Annotated in this window: 20 protein-coding genes; 1 reads left to right on the top strand and 19 read right to left on the bottom strand. The window is 35.1% G+C overall.

From position 1 onward, the window contains the following. Positions 1–128 precede the first annotated feature (128 nt). The 18 genes from AM500_RS04915 to AM500_RS04830 all read right to left on the bottom strand — a co-directional run bounded on the left by AM500_RS04915 (position 129) and on the right by AM500_RS04830 (position 20,460). Positions 129–1,157, bottom strand: coding sequence for a GDP-mannose 4,6-dehydratase (locus tag AM500_RS04915; RefSeq protein WP_053598220.1), 1,029 nt, complete (start codon positions 1,155–1,157; stop codon positions 129–131). Beyond that, positions 1,129–2,508, bottom strand: coding sequence for a UDP-glucose dehydrogenase family protein (locus AM500_RS04910; protein WP_053598219.1), 1,380 nt, complete (start codon positions 2,506–2,508; stop codon positions 1,129–1,131). The genes AM500_RS04915 and AM500_RS04910 overlap by 29 nt, the downstream gene beginning before the upstream one ends. A 178-nt stretch (positions 2,509–2,686) precedes the next feature. Continuing rightward, the gene (locus AM500_RS04905) at positions 2,687–4,060 is read right to left on the bottom strand and encodes a lipopolysaccharide biosynthesis protein (protein WP_053598218.1); all 1,374 of its coding nucleotides are present in this window, start codon (positions 4,058–4,060) and stop codon (positions 2,687–2,689) included. 50 nt (positions 4,061–4,110) lie between these two features. Then, complete coding sequence (locus AM500_RS04900) at positions 4,111–5,313, bottom strand: glycosyltransferase family 2 protein (RefSeq protein ID WP_053598217.1); 1,203 nt, start codon at positions 5,311–5,313, stop codon at positions 4,111–4,113. A 57-nt stretch (positions 5,314–5,370) separates the two neighbouring features. After that, positions 5,371–6,495: a non-hydrolyzing UDP-N-acetylglucosamine 2-epimerase gene (gene wecB / locus AM500_RS04895; protein WP_197282666.1), complete on the bottom strand. Its 1,125-nt coding sequence runs from the start codon at positions 6,493–6,495 to the stop codon at positions 5,371–5,373. Positions 6,496–6,509: 14 nt separating this feature from the next. Next, complete coding sequence (locus tag AM500_RS04890; RefSeq protein WP_053598216.1) at positions 6,510–7,364, bottom strand: SDR family oxidoreductase; 855 nt, start codon at positions 7,362–7,364, stop codon at positions 6,510–6,512. Next, complete coding sequence (locus tag AM500_RS04885; protein WP_053598215.1) at positions 7,365–8,387, bottom strand: polysaccharide biosynthesis protein; 1,023 nt, start codon at positions 8,385–8,387, stop codon at positions 7,365–7,367. 65 nt (positions 8,388–8,452) lie between these two features. After that, positions 8,453–9,652 (bottom strand): O-antigen ligase family protein, encoded by a 1,200-nt coding sequence (locus tag AM500_RS04880; protein WP_053598214.1) that lies wholly within the window; start codon positions 9,650–9,652, stop codon positions 8,453–8,455. Then, positions 9,642–10,853 carry a glycosyltransferase gene (locus AM500_RS04875; protein WP_053598213.1) on the bottom strand — a complete coding sequence of 404 codons (1,212 nt, stop codon included), beginning with the start codon at positions 10,851–10,853 and terminating at the stop codon, positions 9,642–9,644. The genes AM500_RS04880 and AM500_RS04875 overlap by 11 nt, the downstream gene beginning before the upstream one ends. 3 nt (positions 10,854–10,856) lie before the next feature. Next, positions 10,857–11,807 (bottom strand): glycosyltransferase, encoded by a 951-nt coding sequence (locus AM500_RS04870; protein WP_053598212.1) that lies wholly within the window; start codon positions 11,805–11,807, stop codon positions 10,857–10,859. A gap of 193 nt (positions 11,808–12,000) precedes the next feature. Beyond that, on the bottom strand, positions 12,001–12,888 hold the full coding sequence (locus AM500_RS04865) for an ATP-grasp fold amidoligase family protein (protein WP_231688109.1): 888 nt from the start codon (positions 12,886–12,888) through the stop codon (positions 12,001–12,003). A gap of 19 nt (positions 12,889–12,907) precedes the next feature. After that, complete coding sequence (locus tag AM500_RS04860; protein WP_053598211.1) at positions 12,908–13,996, bottom strand: glycosyltransferase family 4 protein; 1,089 nt, start codon at positions 13,994–13,996, stop codon at positions 12,908–12,910. 15 nt (positions 13,997–14,011) lie between these two features. Next, positions 14,012–14,896: an SDR family oxidoreductase gene (locus AM500_RS24830; protein WP_082347136.1), complete on the bottom strand. Its 885-nt coding sequence runs from the start codon at positions 14,894–14,896 to the stop codon at positions 14,012–14,014. Between the two features lie 31 nt (positions 14,897–14,927). Then, a complete protein-coding gene (locus AM500_RS04850; protein ID WP_053598210.1) occupies positions 14,928–15,554 on the bottom strand; it encodes a sugar transferase in 627 nt (208 codons plus the stop codon). Between the two features lie 510 nt (positions 15,555–16,064). Then, on the bottom strand, positions 16,065–17,885 hold the full coding sequence (locus AM500_RS04845) for a polysaccharide biosynthesis protein (protein WP_053598209.1): 1,821 nt from the start codon (positions 17,883–17,885) through the stop codon (positions 16,065–16,067). A 299-nt stretch (positions 17,886–18,184) separates the two neighbouring features. Beyond that, on the bottom strand, positions 18,185–18,949 hold the full coding sequence (locus AM500_RS04840; protein WP_053598208.1) for a tyrosine-protein phosphatase: 765 nt from the start codon (positions 18,947–18,949) through the stop codon (positions 18,185–18,187). A gap of 90 nt (positions 18,950–19,039) precedes the next feature. Continuing rightward, the gene (locus AM500_RS04835; protein WP_053598207.1) at positions 19,040–19,729 is read right to left on the bottom strand and encodes a CpsD/CapB family tyrosine-protein kinase; all 690 of its coding nucleotides are present in this window, start codon (positions 19,727–19,729) and stop codon (positions 19,040–19,042) included. 11 nt (positions 19,730–19,740) lie between these two features. After that, entirely contained in the window at positions 19,741–20,460 is a 720-nt protein-coding gene (locus AM500_RS04830) for a YveK family protein (protein ID WP_053598206.1), read from the bottom strand. Positions 20,461–20,688: 228 nt separating this feature from the next. On the opposite strand from AM500_RS04830, the gene AM500_RS04825 reads away from it, so the two are divergent. Further along, positions 20,689–21,507 carry an SGNH/GDSL hydrolase family protein gene (locus AM500_RS04825; protein WP_053598205.1) on the top strand — a complete coding sequence of 273 codons (819 nt, stop codon included), beginning with the start codon at positions 20,689–20,691 and terminating at the stop codon, positions 21,505–21,507. Between the two features lie 44 nt (positions 21,508–21,551). On the opposite strand, the gene AM500_RS04820 is transcribed toward AM500_RS04825, so the two are convergent. Continuing rightward, positions 21,552–23,336: an acyl-CoA dehydrogenase family protein gene (locus AM500_RS04820; RefSeq protein WP_053598204.1), complete on the bottom strand. Its 1,785-nt coding sequence runs from the start codon at positions 23,334–23,336 to the stop codon at positions 21,552–21,554. Between the last annotated feature and the right edge of the window lie 76 nt (positions 23,337–23,412).

The following is a 23,412-nucleotide window of genomic DNA, read 5'->3' as shown; positions in this document are numbered from 1 at the left end:
GGCCGCCTTCTACCTTGATGTTCTTGATTCCATTAATTACATAGAGGAACCTTTTAACAACATTACTTTTTCTGTATAAACAAATAAACCCACCAAACCATAATAAGGTCTAGCAGGAATGATTGATTTTACCATTTGACTTTATAATAATCCACGTACCAATCCGCAAATTTCTGTAAGCCCTCTTCAATAGAAGTCTTCGGTTTAAAACCTACTGCTTTCTGCAGTTCATCAGTAGAAGCATACGTTGCCGGGACATCACCTGGCTTAATTGGTTCAAATACCTTTTCAAAAACTACTTCTCGGCCTAGTGCTTTTCCTAAGCATTTTTCCAGTGTCTCAATGAACACCATCAATTTTTCTGGATTGTTGTTTCCAATGTTAAAGACTTTGTGTTGAACATCTCCAACAGGTGGGTTGCTTAAAAGACGTTCTATACCCTCTACTATATCATCAACATAAGTAAAGTCTCGGTAGAGATCGTTTTCAAAGTCACCGTTGTTAAAGATTTTGATTGGCTCTCCTGCAAAATACTTATCTGCAAAGCCAAAGTAAGCCATGTCTGGTCTACCCATCGGACCGTATACAGTAAAGAACCTTAGTCCTGTTGCTGGAATCTTATACAGATGGCTGTAGGTATATGCCATCAATTCATTAGATTTCTTCGTAGCAGCGTATAAGGACACTGGGGTATCAACAAAATCGGATTCTTCAAATGGTACCTTTTTATTAGCTCCATATACAGAACTTGATGAAGCATATACTAAGTGCTCAACCGGATAGTGCCTGCATGCCTCTAAGATATTATAAAACCCAATAATATTGCTCTGGATGTACACATCAGGATTTTCGATAGAATATCTAACACCTGCCTGGGCGGCTAAATTAACCACGATGTTAGGTTTATGCCCTTCAAAAATCTCGGTGATAAGCCCTTTGTCTGCAATATCCCCCTTAATAAAAGTAAAGTTTTCATAAGGTTCTAATTGCTGTAAACGTGCATGTTTAAGATTTACATCGTAGTAATCATTTATATTATCCAACCCAATTACCTTGCAGCCTTGGTCTAGTAGTTTCCTAGAAAGGTAATACCCAATAAATCCAGCAGCACCAGTAATGAGATAGACCTTATTTGGATCTAACTGATTGTAGGTCAACTTCCTTCGACTCCTTTGTACCCTTCCTGCTAGTTGATGCTCGTCCAATAGAATGATACTCAACCCCAACTTCTTGCATATCGTTTACACTGTAAATATTCCTGCCATCGTATACAAGAGGAGTTCTCATCAACATTTTATAATCTTCAGGAGTTACTGCTTTAACTTCTCCCCACTCAGTGAAGATAAAGCATGCATTTGCTCCTTCTAGCGCTGCTTCAGGGCTGTCAACATACGTAATAGTACCTCTGCCATTTTGTCCATCAGGATACACCTTAGAAAAGTTCTTTGCACCTACAGGATCAAAAGCAAAGATATCTGCTCCTTGTTCTAACAAAAGTGGAACATTTTCAAGGGAAGCCGCTTCCCGTAAATCATCTGTCCCTGGCTTAAATGTAAGACCAAGCACTGCAACCTTAAGTCCATTAAAGGTAATAAGACGCTTTCTAGCCTTTTTGTATAACATAGTTTTCTGTTCTTTATTAATATCGATTGCAGCTTTTACAGTTTTAAGTTCATAACCGTTCTGCCTTGCAATATATTCTAGCGCTTTTGTATCCTTAGGGAAGCAAGAGCCACCAAAACCGATACCTGCATTCAAAAACTTGCTTCCAATCCGTTCATCAAAGCTCATACCCTTGGCTACATCCTGGATATCGGCACCAACTAATTCACAAAGATTAGCAATATCATTCATATAAGAGATTTTAAGTGCAAGGAAATCATTAGACGCATACTTAATCATCTCTGCAGATCTTCTGTTAACAGATACAATCGGTAAATGGAATGGCTCATAAATTTCCATAAGCCTTTGTTCTGCCCACTTGCTTTCTGTTCCGATAATGATTCTTTCAGCTCGAAGAGTATCATGAACCGCAGACCCTTGTGCTAAAAACTCCGGGTTAGAAGCAACTTCAACTCGTACGTCATTTACTAAAAAGTCATTAATAAATTGCTCAACTTTGTCATTTGTCCCTACAGGAACAGTTGATTTAACAACTACTAAACAATCTTTTTCGATATTTTCAGCAATTTGTCTAGCTACCGTTGCAATATAAGAAAGATTAGCCGAACCATCTGGTTGCTCGGGTGTACCAACACCAATAAAAATTGCATCAGCGTCTTTGTAAGCCGATTTGTAATCCGTGGTATAATCAATCCTACCTGAAGCATAATTTTTTCTCATTAACTCTTCCAAATCAGTCTCATATATCGGGGATACGCCAGATTTCATTAAATTTACTTTGTCTTTGTCGATATCAACGCATGTTACTTGATGACCTATTTCCGCAAAACAAACTCCAGCCACTAAGCCAACGTAACCTGTTCCGGCAACTGCTATTTTGTACATAGACATGCCTTCCTTTACTAAAGTAATATATAGGTATTAGACTTTCTATCTAATTTTAGAGATTTTTTTATTGATATAATACTCATGTTATATTAAATTACATGTACTGAACTACAAAATTCTAGTAATGCTTAGAGCATTCAAGTATTTTAAAAGTTTGTTATTATACTCACTAATATTAAACGTTAAGCTTCAATTCACTGTTTGTTGTAAACTTTGAAAACATTCTTTTAAGCACAAGGGTTTGAACTATACAATAAGGTGCTAAAATAATAATATCTGCGATAACCATAATAATCCAATCCGTATATATAGAAGTTATATAATTTATAAAAACAAATTTAAAAATAACACCAATTGTATAAAAATATGCTTGTAGCTTCATCTTTCCTAATCCACATGCAAAGGTTGATAAGACATTTTGAAAGACGAAAATACTACCAAATATCGCAAATACTATTGCGTATAAATAATTTATGTTTATATAATTTTGACCTAGCCATAAATTCACAATATATTGTACCAATGGGACCAAAAGGAACTGGGCTATGGTTACTATAATTACCAACTTATTTAAGAGCCCAAAATACTTAGCAATCCATTTTCCGTCTTTTTCCTCTAAGGCTTTTGTTATGGCTGACCACATAGGTGTGAGAGCCAAATTAAATAACATACCAGCAATCATAAACAATTTATAATAAACCTGATATTCTACGATACTTCCAGGCCCAATAAGGTTTGTTATTAGAATAAGATTTGTTTGAATAATAGCTGTATACATTATTTGGTTCCAAAAAAATATTCCCCCTAGTGACATTATATCTCTTGCTGATTCTCTGTTAATATAATTTATACTAGGGAAACATCCTTTTAGCTCCGGTGTGGTGAAAACATAAATAGTAGCAACTAATAGTGGCAAATTGACACACAATAAATATACAATCGACAAAACTTTTAAGCTTGTTTCTAATTCAAATGATGGTGCTATTAATATAAATGTTAATTGCAAGACACTTGTTATTAGAGCCATAAAGTTATTGATAGCTGACTTTTGTAATGCATAAAGTATAAAGGAGATAAGTCGCAAAAAGAATTGTAACATTACTGTGATAAAAGCAAATATTATTACAAAGTACATTGTTTCTGCGGATACTAATTCTTCAGATATATTAAATATAGAATTCCAGTTAATATATTGGAAGACAAAAATGCATATTGTAGAAACTATAACAGTTATAGCACCAATAACGAAATAAGCTGAAGAAATATTTTGCCTAATTTCAGTTTTATCATTACGTAGTACTGCTCCTACTAATTTATTTCTTAGCCCATTTCCAATTCCAAAATCAAAAGTAAGAATCCATATTAAAACAGAAAAAATTGCAAACCATACCCCTAGCACTTCTTCGTTATCAAAATATCTTATAAAAGCTGGTAAGTTAATAAAGGAAACTAAAAGAGCCCCTCCCTTAATAAAAAAAGCAGCAAGAATATTTTTGATAACAACTTTATCTTTTTCATTAGAAAAATATTTTTGAAATAAATTCTTCACATTAATGCCCCATTCTACATCTTACTGTCATTAAGTTACTTTTAGAAACTTCAAGTTCTAATGGCGCTTTCTAATGAGTTTATTACTTTATTCTTGTCAATTTCAATCATTATCAATCTTTTCTGTAAAGTTTCATTAGCAATTAGTATATTTTCGATCCCGCTTACACGATAATAATCGCTTTTCCTATTCCCTAATTTTCTTTTGACTTTCTTGAAAAAACTCTTGAGTCTATAAACATATATTTCCAACCTTTTTACAAGAGAAATATGCGTTCTTTTAGAATAACTACTATAACTCTGTATTATTTTATCTTTAAATTGTGGATACTTTAAAACACAGTTTAGAGCTAGGAATTCTACGTTAAATTTATTAATTAAATCTATTCGATTTAAATCATGTATTGCTGCTAATGCTGAATCTGCCCAAATTGTTTCCACACTATAAAATCTAGGAACTAATTCTGACCAGTGATATTCACTATGTCCACGAAAATGTGGTGCATCTTCTAAGTTTCCAGTATGTTTTCCTGTAGCGGAATCTGATGAACCACTCTTATTACAGATTCCCGAAATAGTAAGAGGGAAATCTATTTTAACCATCTTGTTTACAGTTAGGGAAAGAGCTACAGACATATATATATCTGGAGACAATCCACCAAAATATTTCCCTGTAACCTTTTTAATTTCGTCAAGGCAATCTCTTTTTACAATTCCATGATATAACTTAACCATATCAAGAGAAAGATATTGTTGGGCTCCTTGTTTTAACAGCTTTTCTATTTCTATATGGGGTTTACACAGTTCTGCTTTGGCTGTAATCTTACTAATATTAAGGTATCCATTGTCCAATTTATTTTTGAGAGCTTCTGAATTAGGCCAGAAATAAACCGCATTTAATTCTGGTTTTATTGCATCGATATTATTCTTTTTCGCCCACATTACTACGTCAATAATTTGTGGAACTATCCCATCATCATCCCCAATAATACACAAATACTCTCCGTCTGCTTGGCTTACTGCTAAATTAAAATTTTCAACAAATGATACGGTACCTGGTGTGTAATTATATTTTAATCTGTTATCTTCAGAGTAATTATCCAATAGTTCAGATAAAACATGCGTGTCACTATTATCTTGAATGACAACCTGTATACGATCATCATTAATGTCTAAAATCTGCTTAACAGTTGCACTTGCATACTTTTCTCTATTTTTTGTGGGGATCACAACTGACAACAAGAATTTTTTCATATAAACCTACCTTCTATTTAACATGTTTTCTCCTATTTAATACTTTAGGAGTGAGAGTTACTTTCTCCAAACCATTTTGTTAACAATACCTGTGTAACTCTGGATAATTTTTACAACCTTTATACTAACATTGTGATCGATATAATCATTAACATCTACACCAATATCATTACTTGAATGCATTTCCCCCGCCATAGCTACAGCTTGTAAAACTTGTTCCTTTGATATACTTCCAATGATCATATTTCCTTTATCAAATACTTCAGGGCGTTCGGTACTTGTCCTAATAGAAACAGCTGGAAATTTAAAATAGGATGCTTCTTCTGCAACAGTTCCGCTGTCTGATACTACACAAAAGGCATTAAGCTGAAGGTTATTGTAGTCTGAAAAAGAGAAAGGTAGAAGACTTTTTACATTTGGATGGAATTTAAATCCACGCTGTTCTATAATACTTTTACTCCTTGGATGAGTACTATAAATAACTGGCATATTATATGTTTCTGCCATTGTGTTGATTGAATTCATTAATGTCATAAAATTTTGTTCATTATCAATATTTTCCTCTCTATGTGCAGAAAGTAAAATGTAATTTCGTTTTTTAAGACCTAGTTTTTCTAAGACTTTACTATTAATAATTTTTTCTGCATTAGCTTGTAAAACTTCTGCCATAGGAGATCCTACCACATAGGTTCTTTCTTTAGGCACACCCTCGAAGTTTAAATACCGCCTAGCATGCTCTGTATAACATAGATTAACATCGCTAGTATGATCAACAATTCTCCTATTAATCTCTTCCGGCAAGTTCTCATCAAAACACCTATTCCCCGCTTCCATATGAAAGATTGGTATTTTTAGCCTTTTAGCAGATATTACACTAAGACAAGAATTTGTATCACCGAGAACTAGTAGTGCATCTGGTTTTTCTTGTACTAAAATTTCATATGATTTAGCTAGGACATTCCCCATCGTTGTCCCTAAATTATCACCGACAACTTCTAGATAGTAATCTGGCGATCTAAGTCCCAATTCTTCAAAAAACACCCCATTTAGGGTATAGTCATAATTTTGTCCCGTATGAACTAATATATGTTCAAAGTACTTATCACATTTTTTTATAATCTCCGATAACTTAATAATTTCCGGACGAGTACCAACAATTGTCATTAATTTCAATTTCCGCACTTTTTGTCCTCCATCTACTCAATATAGTGTGGGTAAAGATTCCTGTGATTTTCTATCCATTCTTTCATTTCAATCACCATTTGTTCATAACTAGGTACTATAAATTCAAAATCTGTTCTATTATTAACAAGTGATTTATCTATAACTACATTAGCACTTGGTAATATTTCTAATTTTTCACTTCTCAAATACTTGTTAAATAACTTAAGTAGATCAAACTTATTTATCGTTTCATTATTTACTAAATTATATAAGCCAGTTAAATTCTGTTCTAATGCTTTTTCCATAGCTTTAGCCAATGCAAGTGTGGTTACTCCTGTCCATACCGCTTTATTAAAACCATTTATTGTTCCTTGTTGTTTCATAAACCAGTTAAAAAGACCGATACCATTTTGATTCATATCTGGTCCAATAATTGAATTTCTGAAAGTTAGATCTTTATTGTTTTCCAGTTCACCTAATGCTTTAGTGCGATCATAGAAAGTTTTGCCATCTTTAAATGAAGTTTCTGAATAGCCTCCCGTTTTTCCAGAAAACACACAATCCGTACTCATATGGATAACCCTAGTCTTCATATTCTTCGTAAGATCACTTAAATAATGTGGTAAATAACTATTTAAAAAAACTGCTAGTGACTTATTTTCTTCCGCAGATTTATTAAGTATCCCGATGCTATTAATTACTGCATCGTACTCCCCTTCTAGTATTATTTTTTCAAGGTTAGAGAGATTCGTAACATCCCCAATTATATTATTGCAATACTTGAACCGCCTTCTACTAAAGGCGGTTACTTCATGACCAGCTTCTTTTAAATAAATTGAAATCATATGTCCAGCCATACCAGTTGAACCAAGTACTAGTAATTTCATTTATCTAGCTCTCCATTTCTTCAATTCTTCTTGTATATAATCCAGGTTTAAAAGTTTATCTTTTATTGCCTCGATACCTAGTCTTTCAGTATTATGAGAGTTGTAATCTTCAACTTCTTGTAACTCCTCATTACCTTCTACAAAATATTTATCATAGTTAAGATCCCGTTTATCAGCAGGAACTCTATAGAATCCTCCTAGGTCCTGAGCTACCAAATGCTCCTCTTTAGTAAGAAGAGTTTCATATAGTTTCTCTCCATGGCGAGTACCAATAATATTAATTTCATTAGTAGCACCAAATAACTCTTTAACCGCGATAGCTAAATCACCTATAGTAGAGGCAGGAGCTTTTTGGACCATAATGTCTCCTGCTTGGGCATTTTCAAATGCAAAGACAACTAGTTCTACAGCCTCCTCAAGACTCATTAAAAATCTTGTCATATTTGGATCAGTAACCGTTAAAGGTTGCCCATTTTTTATTTGTTCAATAAACAATGGAATAACTGAACCTCTAGAAGCCATAACATTTCCGTAGCGAGTTCCACATATTAAAGTCTTTTTTGGATCAACAGTCTTAGACTTTGCGACAAAAACTTTTTCCATCATAGCTTTAGAAATTCCCATTGCATTTATTGGATACGCTGCCTTATCAGTTGATAGACAAATTACTTTCTCAACCCCCATTTCAATAGCACCTGTAATAACGTTATCTGTTCCCATAATATTTGTCTTAACTGCTTCAAGAGGGAAAAATTCACAAGATGGGACTTGTTTCAGTGCTGCAGCATGAAATATATAATCTACTCCGTGCATAGCATTTTTAACACTATTAATGTCACGAACATCGCCAATGTAATACTTTATTTTATTACTTTTATACGTTTTTCTTAGGTCATCCTGTTTCTTTTCATCTCTAGAAAATATTCGGATTTCTTTTAAATCAGTATCAAAAAACCTTTTCAATACTGCGTTTCCGAATGAGCCTGTTCCACCTGTAATTAGTAAAACTTTATCTTTAAACATTATATTTTCCCCCTGCTATTATTTTTCTTTGTTTTTTTATTAAAACAATTTTTATAGATTTATTTTTATAGATTTTCTTTTGAAGAAACTAGAGAAGAATTAAATCTATATAAAGTATTAATACAAATCCCCACAAAAAACCAAAGTAGTACATCACCAACATAGTTGTAGTAGTTGACCTCACCCATTGAATGAATTAGGAATGCTACAATAAAAAATACTACTCCATTATTTTCCTCTTTTTTATACCTAAATATTCTCTTAAATACAACAAATATTGTCATTATAAATACAGTTAAACCAATAATTCCTGATTGATTTAATGTATCAAGTAAAATGTTGTGACCCCCTGTAAAGCTTCCAATATTTGTAGTTTCATATATTACTCCATTTCCAAATAATATATTTTGCTCCCAATTTTTAAAAACATTACTAATAACCTCAAATCTACCATTCATAATTGAATATATATTTGAGCGCATAAAAACAAGATAAATAATAAATGCAATTAAAATTAGAAAAGAAAAGAACAATTTAATATAAATACCTTTTTTACTCAGAAAAACTTTTGACAATATGAACGTTACTATGAAAACCACAATAGCACCATCTGATTTAGTGAGTAGCACTCCTAAAAAAATAATAGGTAATATTATTGCTTTTGAAAATTTACTTAGTTTGGAGTTATATGCAATCAAGAATATACATGGTACTAAATAGGCAGCTATTACATTAGAGGAAGCAATTGGAATCCTCATGTAATGTTTATAGAGAATATTCCCAAAATCAATACCTAAATTTAAATAATTATAATAACTAGTAAATATTACTTGTATAGATAAAATTATTGAAAAAACAATTGCTACCTTTGTAAATGCTTCTATTTTATTATTTTTTGTCTGTAGTGCTATTAAATAAACAATAAACGCAATAATATGATAGCTAATCCTTCCTATATAATTCATATATTCTGGAATATATGTTATAGGTATAATTATAACAATTATTTTTATTAATAAAAAAAACGCAATAATATCAAACCTCAACCTAAATTTCATTAAAATACTTAAAATAACAGCCACTGAAATGCTTAAAAAAAAGTGAAAATAAATTGGGTTCTTTTCTATATAAAAAACAACTGGATCAGGCAATAATTGATTACCATACTTATAGCCACCTGTCGATATAAATGAAAATAATAATATTGTTATAATAAAATAACCCAAAACAATATTGTCCCGAACATCATTATTTTTACTCAACATAGCTAATTAACCTCTTGTATAAATTCTCATAATTCTTATACATAACTTCTTTAGAATAGGACTTTCTTGCCTCTTCTATGATAGATTTAGTGGATACACGTTTGTCTAACCAATTAATAATCGTTTTATTTAAAGCATCTATATCCGCATACCTTACAAATTCACTATATGATTTGAGTGATATCATTTCAGGGCCTCCAGCTTCAAACCCAACAACCGGTGTACCACATGATAATGATTCTGCACAGACCATCGAGAAGGTTTCTCTAGCGCTTGTTAACAATGTTAAATCTGACATAGAATAGTATTTTGCAAGTTCAACTTGATCCTTTGTATGTGAAACGGGTACTATATTTGACGGTAATTTCCTTTTATCCCCTTTAAAACCAACAACAAAAAACAGGACATTTTTATTCCGCAACTGTTTAGCTATTTCTATTACATATTTTCCTCCTTTGAGAGGATCATTAAAGTTTGGTGTAACATGTAGAACTATTTTTTCATTGCTTATCTTATACCTTCTCTTTAATTCAGATGCATCTGTAGGTTTGAAGATATTAGTGTCAATTCCATTTAATACAACATTCATTGATTTTTCTGTAAAAAAAGGAGATTGTTTCGCACGATCATGCAACCATTTCGAAACTGATGTTATAATAATATTATCGAAGCCATCGAAAGCTTTTTTCATCATTTGCCATTCTTCTACGCTTCTATCGAATATTTTAGATGACGGTCTTAAACCCTTTTGTGAACTTTTTCCATAACCTGTCTTCCAATCATCACAATCTAAAGCATGACCAGGTCCAGCCGTATACATAAATTCAGCATGCAGTGTTAGGACGGTTTTAATTTTATTATTCTTTAAAAAATTAAGCAGTTTATAAATATTTACCATAAATGCATTTATACAGTGCAAATGTACAACATCTGGTTTTTCTTTTTTTATTATATTTATTAGAGTGAATGTGGAGTAAAGACACCCTGCATAAGCATAACCTGTTATCTTTGAACGCAAAGATTGCATTTTCATTATTAATTCTGGTGCAGTTTTGTATACATTCTCTTCTTTTATTTTATCGCCTCTCCCATAACAAATAATTGATTCATGTCCGTATTCTAATAGTTGAGTGTGTATATCTTTCACTATTTTTCCAGTGCTACCTGTAGGATAAACAGCATTTATTTGCATTATTTTCATGAACTATCTCCTATATTGTTTGTTAACAAGTGTTCGATATATGTTCCTCATAGACCATATTATTTTTCCTCTCACAAATAAAGCAAAATATTGCGTATAATCAGTAGTATTAAATAGACCATTTTCAATTAAAACTTCTTTGTACTTACGACTAAATTTCACATTATTTTTTCTCGTACAATAGTAAAATAAAATATCCTTTATATAATTTTTATTTTTACTTACATCCACTTTAAACCTAAGCAACAGTTTATTCAGAAAATCATCTATTTCTTTGGGATGTACACTTGAAAGACGAATTGTATCCTGCTCACCATGTAACCGTGATTTTACGAGCTCCTCGTCATAAAGATAAAAACTATTATTATTCAAAGCTAAATCAACCCAACAAGTAAAATCTTGAATAAATCTATAATTAATATTGAACCCTTTTGTTTCTATTAAAGCTTTTTTGGGTATTAATAAAGAACATCCATTTAAATTTTGACCTTTTAATAGTAGTGCAAACATTTCGTTCCCTGAAAATAATCCACTATTAAAATTATTTGGATAAATAACTTTTGAACCATTTGCATCTATATAGCCATTTTTGCAAGAGATAATTGTACTTTCAGTATTTAAATCTAGCTCATTTATTTTTCTAATTTGAGATTCTATTTTATTCGGCATATATAAATCATCATGACTTAACCATGAGAACCAATTACCAGTCATATTCTCAATTCCAAAATTTAATGCAGTAGCTACACCACCATTTTCCTTGTAAAAATAGCGAATTTTTTCTCCATAGCTTAGTGCAATACGTTCTGTTTTTCCATCATCAGTAGATCCATCATTTACAACAACAACTTCAATATTTTTATATGTTTGTGCTAGTGCACTTTCTATACTTTGTTTTAAATAATTGCTCCCATTATATACCGGTATAATAATTGAAACTAATGGATTATACATATTTAAACACACCATTTTCCTATTATGTTATAGTTGGTAATTATATAAATCTATCTTTCTTTAAAATACTTCTTCAAGAACAGCCAAAGTTATTTCTCCAAATAATGGTCCATTATTAATCTGATGCTACAATCTTTACTTTTTAAAGTAATTAATCCCTTAAGTATTTTCTTCACCATACCATCTCTAAATATTAAATCGGTAAATCAAACTGATTACCTAGGATGAAATCAAATTCATCCGGATTAAATTGAACATAACCTGTCCATGGATAAAACGTTAATTCACCAAAATACACCTTACCATTAACCCAGTATAAGTCTACTCGTACAAAAGGAAAATCTGCCGCAAGTTGGTTTGCAATTGCCAACATCTCTTCAAATCCTTCAGGCTTTGGAATACTTTCGCTAATATTTGGGTGATCTGTGCTTACATTGATAAAATTCCAGTCAATATCATAAATATTTCTCTTATGTTCTATATGCCTATCAACATCTAATACAATATATTTTGCCTTTCCATTAAAGCACAAAAATTTGTAATCATTAATTCCATCAAATTGGTTTTTTTTATCTTCTAAAAGTTCTTCAACAATAACTTTGGGTGCCACATCTTTGTAAGACCACTCTCTTCCTGCGGAATAAATATCTCTTTTGACCCAATCACTTAGAGAGCTTTTTACATCCTCTAATGAGAATTTCGATTTATCTCTGCAAAAAAAGTTCGTCCCACTACCATTAGTGGTCTTTATTACAAACTTTTCTGGTAAAGAAGTAAGGTTTATTTCATCAAGGGAGTCATGGACTGCATATAGTTTATTTAAAGTGTTAGATAAACCTTTAGATTTTATATATTCTCGTACTTTATATTTATCTGCGCATTGTGTCATTAAAGGTATTCTGTAATATAACTTGTACCATTGGAGTTTTTCAGTAAATCTTTGTGGATTCTTTAGATTGAGTTTTCGACCCATTTTAATTCTATATTGTAATTTAACCATTATTTCATCCGGTATGAACCTTAATATGTGTAATATCTTGAATCGCATTTCTTGATTTGTAATAAGTTTCTTATAATCCAACCAAAGTCTCCCCCTATATCTACTCTACTTCTTTCAAATATGCATTAATGACTATATTTCTATCAAATTCTCTTTCAACTTTTTTCCTACCAACTAACCCCATTTGTTTTTGAGCAGAGTAATTTAACTCTAAAAAACGCATAACCTTTTCAGTTAAGCTTTCAGCATCTCCTGTATTGAACAAATAACCTGACGAGCTATCATCAATTACATCCATAGAACCACTAATTTTAGTAGCTATACAAACTCTGCCCATCGCAGCTGACTCTAGTAGGACGTTTGGAACTCCTTCTCCTCCATGAGACGGAAGAATTGTACAGTGACATTTTTTTACCCAAGATTTTATATCCTTTTGGAAGCCGATATAGTTAATAATCCCCTTTGAATGATATTCATCAATGATTGCCTTATATCTCTCTTCCTCAATAAAACCTGCAATATAGAAGTTTGTATTAGGATAGCTTGCTTTCACCCTTTTTGCAGCCTCAAGATACTGGTCAATACCTTTTAGTTGCATTATCCTTCCTATAAAAATAAAATTAATCTGATTATTCGATGGAAATTCACAAAGCGTATACTGTTCTAAATTCACTCCTGAACCAGGAAGCATAGAATAATTATTTTTCACCATCTTATTTTCAACAAAGTAATCCCTATCCCCAGTATTTTGGAAAAATACTTTATATGATCTCTTGAGTGATATTTTATACAACATTTTGGCAACTGTACTTATGACATTCCTCTTTAAAAATGTCGCACCTGTGCCGGTTATATTGCTAACTTGCTTCTTCTTTAAAAGATTAGATGCCAAACACCCGTAGATATTCGGTTTAATAGTGTAAGAAAATATTATATCTGGATTTGCTTTTTTCATTATTTTAATATAACTAAAAACAAGCCCAATATCTTTAATTGGATTAATCCCACGACGATCTATAGGTGTGTCAATGATTGTGCAACCCATATCGCTGAAGAAGCTATTTTCTTCAGCTTCTGGCATCGAAATAATTACCTCATGACCTTCTTGTATCAGCTTTGCGATTAACTCTTTCCTAAAGTTATATAATGTTATAAAATGATTTGATAAAATTAAAATTCTCTTTCCCACTACTTAAAACACCTGCTATCTATTGAGATATTCCTTAACTTCTCTTCCAATACCAATATCAAACGGTTCAGGATTATATCCGAAGTCTCTTCTTGCCTCTTTATGTGAGAAGCACCTATCTTCACTCATTCGTTGAACCTTTTCAACGTAATCGATTTTTTTTAATGTTACTATTTTTAAGCATCTGGCTAGAAGTACTCCAAAGCCTAATGGAAAACTAATAAAGATAGTTTTTTTATCAAGTTTATTACTAATAATTTTTAAAGCTTCGATCAACTCGATTGGTTTGTCTCCAGATAGATTATATTCTGCTTTTGCTTGCTCTACAGGCATCATCAGAACATCATAGTACGCTCTCCCAAGATCGCGGGCATTTACAGGCTGAATTAATCCCTGGCCGTAATTGATTACTGGGAAGACCCTCAATCTATCAACCATTTTTATAAATCTGCTCATATTATGATCACACAAGTCACCGTATATCATAGTCGGACGTAAAATTGTTACCTTGATTTTATTTCCAGCAAGTACATTTTTAAGTTCCGCTTCAATATCTTTATATTCCTCTGATGCAACTTTAAATTTCGAATATATGCCAGTTGTATGAACACAAATCGCCCTAGACACATCATTATTAATCGCTACTTTAATGATTCGAACTGTATGCCTGATATTCACAATATGAACTATTGTTTCAACACCTTTCATACACTTATCTAGAAATTCATCATCCCTAATGTCACCCACAAATTTTTCTATATTTAATCCACTGTTATCTATTAAGCTAGTATCAGATGATTCTCTAACAATACATCGAATAGGACCATTATATTTATTATTAATAAGTTCTTGTAAAAAGTATCTTCCCGTATGGCCAGTAAGTCCTGTGACTAAAAGCATTTAAACACCTCTATTATTATTTTTACATCCATTATGAACTGGTTTTCTTGAAACTAGAAACTTCTTTCTCAGCTCCTGTACCACCTTCAATAACCCCATCACTCTTTAAAACACTAACAATGGTCAAAAAGAAACACTTAATATCCATCGAAAAGCTAATCTTCTTGACATACTCCCCATCCAACTTAGCCTTAACTTCAATAGGAAGTTCATCCCTACCATTAATCTGTGCCCAACCAGTTAATCCAGGCAGTACATAGTTAGCACCATACTTATCGCGTTCAGCAATCAAGTCATACTGGTTCCATAGTGCTGGTCTAGGCCCAATTATACTCATCTGTCCCACAAAAATATTCCAAATCTGTGGAAGCTCATCAAGTGAAGTTTTTCTCAAAAATTTACCCATCCTTGTGATATACAGTTCTGGATTACCTAATAAATGAGTCGGTGTGTCCTTCGGGGTATCTATTCTCATAGTACGGAATTTCAATATGTTGAAATGTGCCTTGTTAATTCCTACACGCTTTTGCTTAAATAGAACCGGACCTTTTGAGTCAAGCTTAATAGAAATAATCAAAATTAAAAAAATCGGTGATAATATTACTAGTCCAATTAAAGAAAGAACGATATCAATCAATCTTTTAATTTTCATATACATTCAGTTACACTCCTTAAATTTTTTTAGTAGATTAGGACTTAGTTAGAATATTAATTTAACTCTTCAAACCAACTACTAACCCACTAAATAATATCCTTTTCAAATAGTTACCTCGTAAGGAACTTCTTCTTCCTTCTCCCGCCTTATATTGGTCGGAACAGAAGTATATTCCACCCTTTTGAACCTAAAGCTCCTTGCAGCTTTAACGTATTTGGAAATGAAATCCAAAAACTCTTATACTGTGCTTTCAAATGACGACAACTGCTATATAAAAGGCCATTTTTAAACTAAATAACAGTCATCCGTTTATCATCCCTCTTGTGAATACCCCTACACCAAGCAAATATTAATTGACGGTTTAAAAGGAGTACCTCCTGATGTGCGATCAACTTCCCTTTGCAAATTATTTATTAAGTGCACAAAAAACAAACCCACCTACATGAATAATCATGCAGGCAGGTGGTGCGTATAAATATAATATAATTTTATTTTTGTCTACTGGTGGGTAGCTTACTTAGCCAATGAAAGAATCTGATTTCGTTTCCTGTTAGCCAAATTAATAACATACTCCTTCATCTCTTCAGCAGAGAAACTCTCAAACCTTTCAAGCAGGTATTCAATCTCTTTTTCCTGCTCCAACACAGCTTTCCCTATAAATATCTTTGGATATACCGGCTCTGGATGCACTTCTTTTTCGTTCAGAAGCTCTTCAAACATCTTTTCTCCAGGACGTATTCCAGAGTATTGAATCCCGATTTCTTCTATAGTATAGCCTGACAGTTTAATCAGATTTCTGGCCAGGTCAACAATCTTAACCGGCTCTCCCATATCCAGGACGAAAACCTCTCCACCTCTTGCAAGCGCTCCTGCCTGAATAACAAGCCTAGATGCTTCCGGGATTGTCATAAAGTACCGTGTCATATCAGGATGAGTAACTGTCACCGGTCCACCAGCTTGAATCTGCTTTTTAAACAACGGAATAACACTACCCCGACTTCCAAGGACATTTCCGAACCGCACAGCTACAAACCTAGTCTCGCTTTCCTGATCAAGCTTCTGAATAATCATTTCAGCAATGCGTTTTGTTGCTCCCATCACATTTGTTGGGTTTACTGCTTTGTCAGATGAAATCAGGACAAACGTTTCCACGCCAAATGTGTCTGCAGCCTCTGCTACATTCTTTGTACCAAAGACATTGTTTTTTACTGCTTCACGTGGATTGTATTCCATTAACGGTACATGCTTATGTGCTGCAGCATGGTATACAACGTTCGGCTGGTGTTCTTCCATTACTTCGAATATCCGATCCCGGTCCTGGATATCACCAATGACCGGAATGATTGCAAATTGTTCTCCGTACTTTCTCCTAAGTTCCATATCAATCAGATAGATGCTGTTCTCTCCGTGGCCTAGAAGGACAAGTTTTGCCGGATGGAAGATGCTAATTTGGCGGCAAATTTCCGAGCCAATTGAGCCACCTGCTCCTGTGACCAGAACTGTTTTTCCAGTTACATAATTCGCTATACTATCCATATCAAGCTTGACCGGTTCCCTGCCAAGTAGATCCTCAACTTCGACATCCCTAAAGTTGTTGACGGATACTTTCCCAGTCATTAAATCTTCAAGCATTGGGATGATTTTCGTTTTTGCCCTAGTTGCCGAACACTCATTAAAAATGCGGTTCAGTTCCTTTTTGCTTAACGATGGGATGGCAATAATGATATGGTCAATATTCAGCTTCTCTACCGATTCTTGAATATGCTCAATCCCACCAATTACCGGGATATTATAAAGCTGTAATTTATGTTTTCTCGAGTCATCATCAATAAACCCTACCGGAAGCAGCTCCGCATCGGGATTATGTTGCAGCTGTCTTACAACCATTGTCCCTGCAGAACCCGCACCGATAATTAATGCACGTTTCTTGTTTGTGGCTTTACGGATCACAGAATCTCTAAATGATCTCCATATAAATCTTGATCCTCCAATGGCCAAGATGTATACCATCCATGTGCTAATTAATCCTCGTACATGGATTTGTCTGTAAACAACAAATTCCATTAAGGTTGTCATTAACACAGAAAAGGTAACCGCCTTCGTAATTGCAATTAGTTCACCTATGCTCGCATATTCCCATGCTTTTTGGTAAAGACGATAATAAAATGAAAAAATATGATGGCTAACTAACAGTGTAACGGCACTTACAGTTACCGCAGGAAATGAAGTAATCCCCAATGACGGATGCAACGGAATATAACTAATGTAGACAGCACTCAGAACTAGAAATGAATCAATAAGAATAAGCAGTGCCAGCCGGGATTTATAGGCCACGTTCTCATTTCCCCTTTATTACGTTAATATTTTGAAGCGAATAAACAGACAAAAATAAATACCTAAAGGCAATACACGTACTTAACATGTATTGGCGTTAGATATTTAGGATTATTTAAATATGTATGGGCATCTAACCCACCCTCACATCACGCAATTGACGACTGGCGTCTAAGGAGGGATTACCCTCCCACTGCATAACCGAGTGCTCCCATGTGTAACGGACAGGATAGCTTCGCCGGCCAAGTATTCACTTGGCGATTGTATTGAAATGAATAGCTAGAATACTAGTATCCGATTCAGAATAGGCCAAGGAACTTTTTCTGTTTAATCATTTCGGGAATTTCGCGAATCACTTGTTTTCCTTCAAGAAGAAGTTCCGCGTTTTCCTTTAACAGATAGACCATGTCCATGCCGTACTCGGATTGGATCGTGTTGTATGCTTCACCCATTACAAAGCCACGGCTTGTTGTGTTATGGGCATCAGATGCAAGGAAATGGGTCAGGTTTGCTTCGATTAATTGAAGTGTGAACTTGCGGATTTTCTTGCCAAACTTGCCAGCTACACTTGCAGCTGTTATTTGTGAAAGTGCCCCATTTTTCACTAGATTATAAAGAAGCTCCGGTCGCTCGATTAGTTGCTGATTTCGCTCTGGATGGGCGACAATTGGGATAAACCCCTTTAGCTGCAAATCATAGAATAATTTTTCAGTATATCGAGGCACATTGTTGGATGGGAATTCTATTAAAAGATAATTTGAGTTTCCAAGACCTTGGATATCCCCGTTTTCTATTCCTTCAAGAATTTCCCCATGAATCCTGACCTCTTGTCCAGGAATCAGTGTCAAATCAATATTTTCCTCTTGGAATACTCGATTTAACTTCTGAACGTTTTCCGAAACCAAAGATCTTGGATTGACATTACGGCTATTCATATGGTGGGGAGTAGTAATTATGGTATCGATTCCTTGTTCGACAGCTTGAGCTGCCATTTGCAGAGCATCTTCCATATTTGCTGCTCCATCATCAAGTTTCGGCAGTATGTGGCAATGTATGTCTATCATTTTACAACACTTCCAATATCTTGAATTACCTTATCTAATAGTACTATGTTATAAACTATGCAGTAAAGGGGGTGAATTTGTCGAAAACTGTCATTTAACGCCATAATAGTAATATTGCTGGTTTTTCTCGAATTTTCTATTGTTCAGTACGACACCAAGAACTTTTGCCTGGGCTGTAGTAAGCAACTCTTTCGCCTTTACAGCTTGTTCAATCTCGGTATTCTCGCTGCTAACCACTAGAATCGTGCCATCACATTTGTTTGAAAGAATTTGTGCATCCGTTACTGCTAGAACCGGTGGAGTATCGAACATAATAATGTCAAATTTCCCTTCTGCCTCTTTTATAAAGCTGTCCATCATCCTAGAGCCAAGCAATTCTGAAGGATTAGGAGGAATCGGCCCGCTTGATACAACATAAAGCCCTTTTACATCCGTTTCATTAATCGCTTCTTCTAAGTTAACCTGATGGGAAAGGACATTTGTAAGTCCAATTGTATTTGTTAAATTAAAGGAATAATGGACAGTAGGCTTTCTGAGATCCGCATCAATTAGCAGGACAGATTTGCCTTGTTGTGCAAATACTACTGCGAGATTTGCAGTTGTGGTTGATTTTCCTTCACCAGGTCCTGAAGAAGTGACCATGATTTTCTTAATTTCCTCATCAACTGAAGAGAACTGGATATTTGTCCGAAGGGTCCGGTACTGTTCAGAAATAGGGGACTTAGGGTCCAGCTTTGTGATTAGTTTTCTTTTTCCTTGTAAAAGTTTCTTTTTCGCCATGGTAACCCTCCTTAAGCCCTTGACTTACGTTCAGTGCGTTGTTGTTTGGATGTCGGTTCATCAAAAACAGGAATCGATCCTAAAACAGGAAGTTCCAGTAATTTTTCGACGTCTTGTTCGGTTTTTATCGTATTATCAAAATACTCAAGCAGGAAGGCAATCCCCACGCCTGCCATCAAACCTACTACAAGTGCAATTGCTATGTTAAGAAGTGGTTGCGGCTTCACAGGTGCTTGACCGTCTTGAACTGTTGCCTTTGCAAGTATGCTTACATTATCAACACTCATAATTCCAGGTATTTCCTTTTGGAATACTACTGCTGTTTTATTGGCGATATCTGCTGCCCGTTTGGGGTCCTCGTCCTGAACGACAATGTTCATAAGTTGTGAATCTTGCTCAGTAGATACAGATATTTTAGATTTTAATGTTTCATAGGACATATCGAGATTCATTTCGTCTATCACTAAATCAAGAATAGCATGACCAACAATGATCCCTTTGTACGTATTAATTAACTGAAGGTTGGTTTGAATATCACCAGCATTGTATGCTGCTGCATCCTTTTTTTCCTGATTAACAAGAATTTGTGAGGATGCCTGGTAAATTGGTGTCATAAAGAAATAACTGGCTATTCCAGCAATCAGAACCGCAGCTAATGTTGTTATAACAATTAAACTTAATCTTTTCCGTAGTGTTGCCAACAATTCTTTTAAACTGATTGTTTCTTCCATGTGCCCCTCCGAACTGATGTAATTCTAATTATTTCTCCAAAATATTACTAGGGTGATTGTAAATTTTTAAAAATATTGTCATAATCTAAGTGATAATGTGGAAAATTTTGCTCTTTAGATAATGTAACCCATTTGTAATAAAAGTTAAAGAGTTTTTTCAAAATGGAAAAATTTAAAAGTTTATTAAGTTAGAAGATTGGGTAATTAAACGGTTTTGGAGGTTTATATATGAAAGTGTTCTTATCTATTGTATTAGCTATTGCTTGTGCCGCTGTATTAATTCTCGGGAATGTGCATTGGAAGGAAAATGTTATTAAAAGCGGGGATTCCTCTGTGGTTGCAAAGGAAACTGAGAGTACGAGTCCTTCCTCAAATGAGGGATCTAGTAAGGTAGCTAAGGAAAAAGAAGATTCGCCTGAAGGGGCTCTTTTATCTTTAACTAAGAATTGGCCGACAGACAGTTTCGAAACGTTGAAGCAAAAGCTGGCTGATAAAGAGCCGTTCAAGTTAGTGATTGTTGGCTCAAACGCGGTAGGGAATAATCCTAACGGGTGGGCGCATCTTGTGGATGAGGGAATCACTAAGGCGTTTGGTGAAGAGGTTATTGAAGTAGACGTTATAAAATACGAATCAACGACTACTGATTATGTTGGATATACTATGCACGGGCAGCTTTCGGATTTAAAGCCTGACATGGTGATTTTTGAACCATTTCTTCTTAATGACAATAGCATTGTAAGAATAGAAGATACACTTGTTAATATTTCAACGGTTATTGAAGAAGTAAAGTCGGCAAATCCACAAGCCGAATTTATCCTTCAGCCGCCAAACCCTATCTTTCAACCAAAGATGTATAAAACCCAGGTAGCTGAACTTGAACGGTATGCAAACGAGAATGGGATCGTTTATTTCAATCACTGGGAATCATGGCCTGATCCTAAAAGTGAAGAAATTTATGACTATGTGGACAAAAAGACAAATCAACCTAATAAAGACGGTCACAAGCTTTGGAGTGACTTTATCCTTGATTATTTAATAGCACAGTAAAAACGGCATCCCGGGTTTTGGGACGCCGTTTCTTTATGTTTGGATTATACAACAAACTTTTCAGCTTCAATTAGCTTCTCAGCAGCCTGACGTTTCTTTGCCACGACGTTGATTGGTGTGTGGCGGGTAAACTTCCTTAATGCTGACAAGAGCATACGGAGAGCGTCACCTTCTTCTGTTGCAAGAAGGGTTTCTTTGGCATGCTGTTCAATTTCGTTGAAAGCTTCCTGGCAGAAGATTTGTGTGTAGAGAAGCTTTTGCTGGGCTTTTTCAAGTCCTTGGTTTGCAATGGCCTTTTCTGTTCTTAGGACGGCTGACTCCATAGCGTACGCATTCGAAATGATGTCTGCGATATTTACAAGGATTTCCTGTTCTTGCTCTAGGGCTTTGCCGAATTTTTGCGCAGCAAGGCCAGCAGCAAGAAGGCCAATCTTCTTTGCATTTGTTACAAGGTGCTTCTCTTGTGCGAGCGGCTCTTCACCTGGCTCTTCTGGCATCATCATCATGAGTTCTTCCTGGAGTTTCATTGCTTTCTCGAACAATGGCAGCTCACCCTTCATTGCTTTACGGATGAATGTGCCTGGAACGAGCAGGCGGTTGATTTCGTTTGTCCCTTCAAAAATTCGGTTGATCCTTGAGTCACGGTAAGCACGCTCAATTTCGTACTCAGCCATGAAGCCGTAGCCACCATGGATTTGGACGCCTTCGTCAACGACATAATCAAGTGTTTCTGTGGCGAATACTTTGTTCATTGAGCACTCGATTGCGTACTCAGCAATAGACTTAGCAACTTGAAGGCCGTCTTTTGCTTCCTCCTCAGAGAGGCGACCCATTCTATCTTCAAACAAACCGACTGTACGCCAGACGGAGCTTTCGGTTGCATAGATTTTCGACGCCATCGTGGCAAGCTTTTCTTTCGTTAAGTTGAAAGAAGAAATTGGCGTCTTGAACTGCTGACGCTGGTTGGCGTATTGAACAGTGATTTCGAATGCACGCTTTGCCCCGCCATTTGCCCCTACTCCAAGCTTATAACGGCCAATGTTCAGGATATTGAAGGCAATTACATGGCCCTTCCCCGCTTCACCAAGCAGATTCTCAACCGGCACTTCTGCGTCCTGAAGAATCAAAGTGCGAGTCGATGAACTCTTGATGCCCATCTTCTTCTCTTCCGCACCTGTAGATACACCTGGGAAGTCACGCTCAACGATGAAGGCTGAGAACTGCTCACCATCGATTTTCGCATAGACAACAAAAACATCAGCAAACGCAGAGTTCGTGATCCATTGCTTTTCCCCGTTCAGGGTGTAATGAGTTCCGGCTTCGTTTAGTTTCGCAGTTGTTTTTGCGCCAAGGGCATCGGAGCCGGAAGATGGCTCAGTCAGTGCGTATGCAGCAAGCTTCTCTCCTGTAGCGAGGTCAGGCAGATACTTTTGTTTTTGCTCTTCGTTACCGAATAGGACGATTGGTAAAGAACCGATCCCAACATGGGCTCCATGGGAAATTGAGAAGCCGCCTGCACGAGCCATCTTCTCCGCGATAACAGCCGAGCTTACCTTATCAAGGCCAAGGCCGCCGTATTCTTCTGGAACATCCGCGCCAAGCAGGCCAAGCTCACCTGCTTCTTTCAGCAATTTTACGGATTTATCGAATTCGTGGTTTTCAAGTGCCTCAACATGTGGGAGTACGGATTTTGTTACGTACTCCTCAGTTGTTTTTGCAATCATTTTATGTTCATCATTAAAGTCCTCGGGGGTAAAGACACGGTCATAGGAGACATCCTCAATTAGAAAGCTACCGCCCTTAATGGACTGATCAAGCGTATTGGTCATTATGATTCCTCCATTTCATTGTAGAAATTCGACATTTTTCGACTTATTTTTCACTTATTCGACGAGTTTCTTCTAT

Origin of the sequence: Bacillus sp. FJAT-18017, from assembly GCF_001278805.1 — a bacterium.
Lineage (GTDB): Bacteria > Bacillota > Bacilli > Bacillales > Cytobacillaceae > Bacillus_D.
The sequence above is the reverse complement of the archived record's forward strand: the minus strand, read 5'-3'. Positions and strand labels throughout refer to the sequence as shown.

Excerpts from the sequence above, each read along its gene's own strand:
- AM500_RS04825 (WP_053598205.1), top strand. The coding sequence starts at position 20,689 with ATGAAAGTGTTCTTATCTATTGTATTAGCTATTGCTTGTGCCGCTGTA.
- AM500_RS04910 (WP_053598219.1), bottom strand. The coding sequence starts at position 2,508 with ATGTACAAAATAGCAGTTGCCGGAACAGGTTACGTTGGCTTAGTGGCT.
- AM500_RS04890 (WP_053598216.1), bottom strand. The coding sequence starts at position 7,364 with ATGAAATTACTAGTACTTGGTTCAACTGGTATGGCTGGACATATGATT.
- AM500_RS04830 (WP_053598206.1), bottom strand. The coding sequence starts at position 20,460 with ATGGAAGAAACAATCAGTTTAAAAGAATTGTTGGCAACACTACGGAAA.
- AM500_RS04850 (WP_053598210.1), bottom strand. The coding sequence starts at position 15,554 with ATGTATATGAAAATTAAAAGATTGATTGATATCGTTCTTTCTTTAATT.
- AM500_RS04875 (WP_053598213.1), bottom strand. The coding sequence starts at position 10,853 with ATGAAAATAATGCAAATAAATGCTGTTTATCCTACAGGTAGCACTGGA.
- AM500_RS24830 (WP_082347136.1), bottom strand. The coding sequence starts at position 14,896 with ATGCTTTTAGTCACAGGACTTACTGGCCATACGGGAAGATACTTTTTA.
- AM500_RS04870 (WP_053598212.1), bottom strand. The coding sequence starts at position 11,807 with ATGTATAATCCATTAGTTTCAATTATTATACCGGTATATAATGGGAGC.
- AM500_RS04885 (WP_053598215.1), bottom strand. The coding sequence starts at position 8,387 with ATGTTTAAAGATAAAGTTTTACTAATTACAGGTGGAACAGGCTCATTC.
- AM500_RS04820 (WP_053598204.1), bottom strand. The coding sequence starts at position 23,336 with ATGACCAATACGCTTGATCAGTCCATTAAGGGCGGTAGCTTTCTAATT.
- AM500_RS04900 (WP_053598217.1), bottom strand. The coding sequence starts at position 5,313 with ATGAAAAAATTCTTGTTGTCAGTTGTGATCCCCACAAAAAATAGAGAA.
- AM500_RS04880 (WP_053598214.1), bottom strand. The coding sequence starts at position 9,652 with ATGTTGAGTAAAAATAATGATGTTCGGGACAATATTGTTTTGGGTTAT.
- AM500_RS04840 (WP_053598208.1), bottom strand. The coding sequence starts at position 18,949 with ATGATAGACATACATTGCCACATACTGCCGAAACTTGATGATGGAGCA.
- AM500_RS04835 (WP_053598207.1), bottom strand. The coding sequence starts at position 19,729 with ATGGCGAAAAAGAAACTTTTACAAGGAAAAAGAAAACTAATCACAAAG.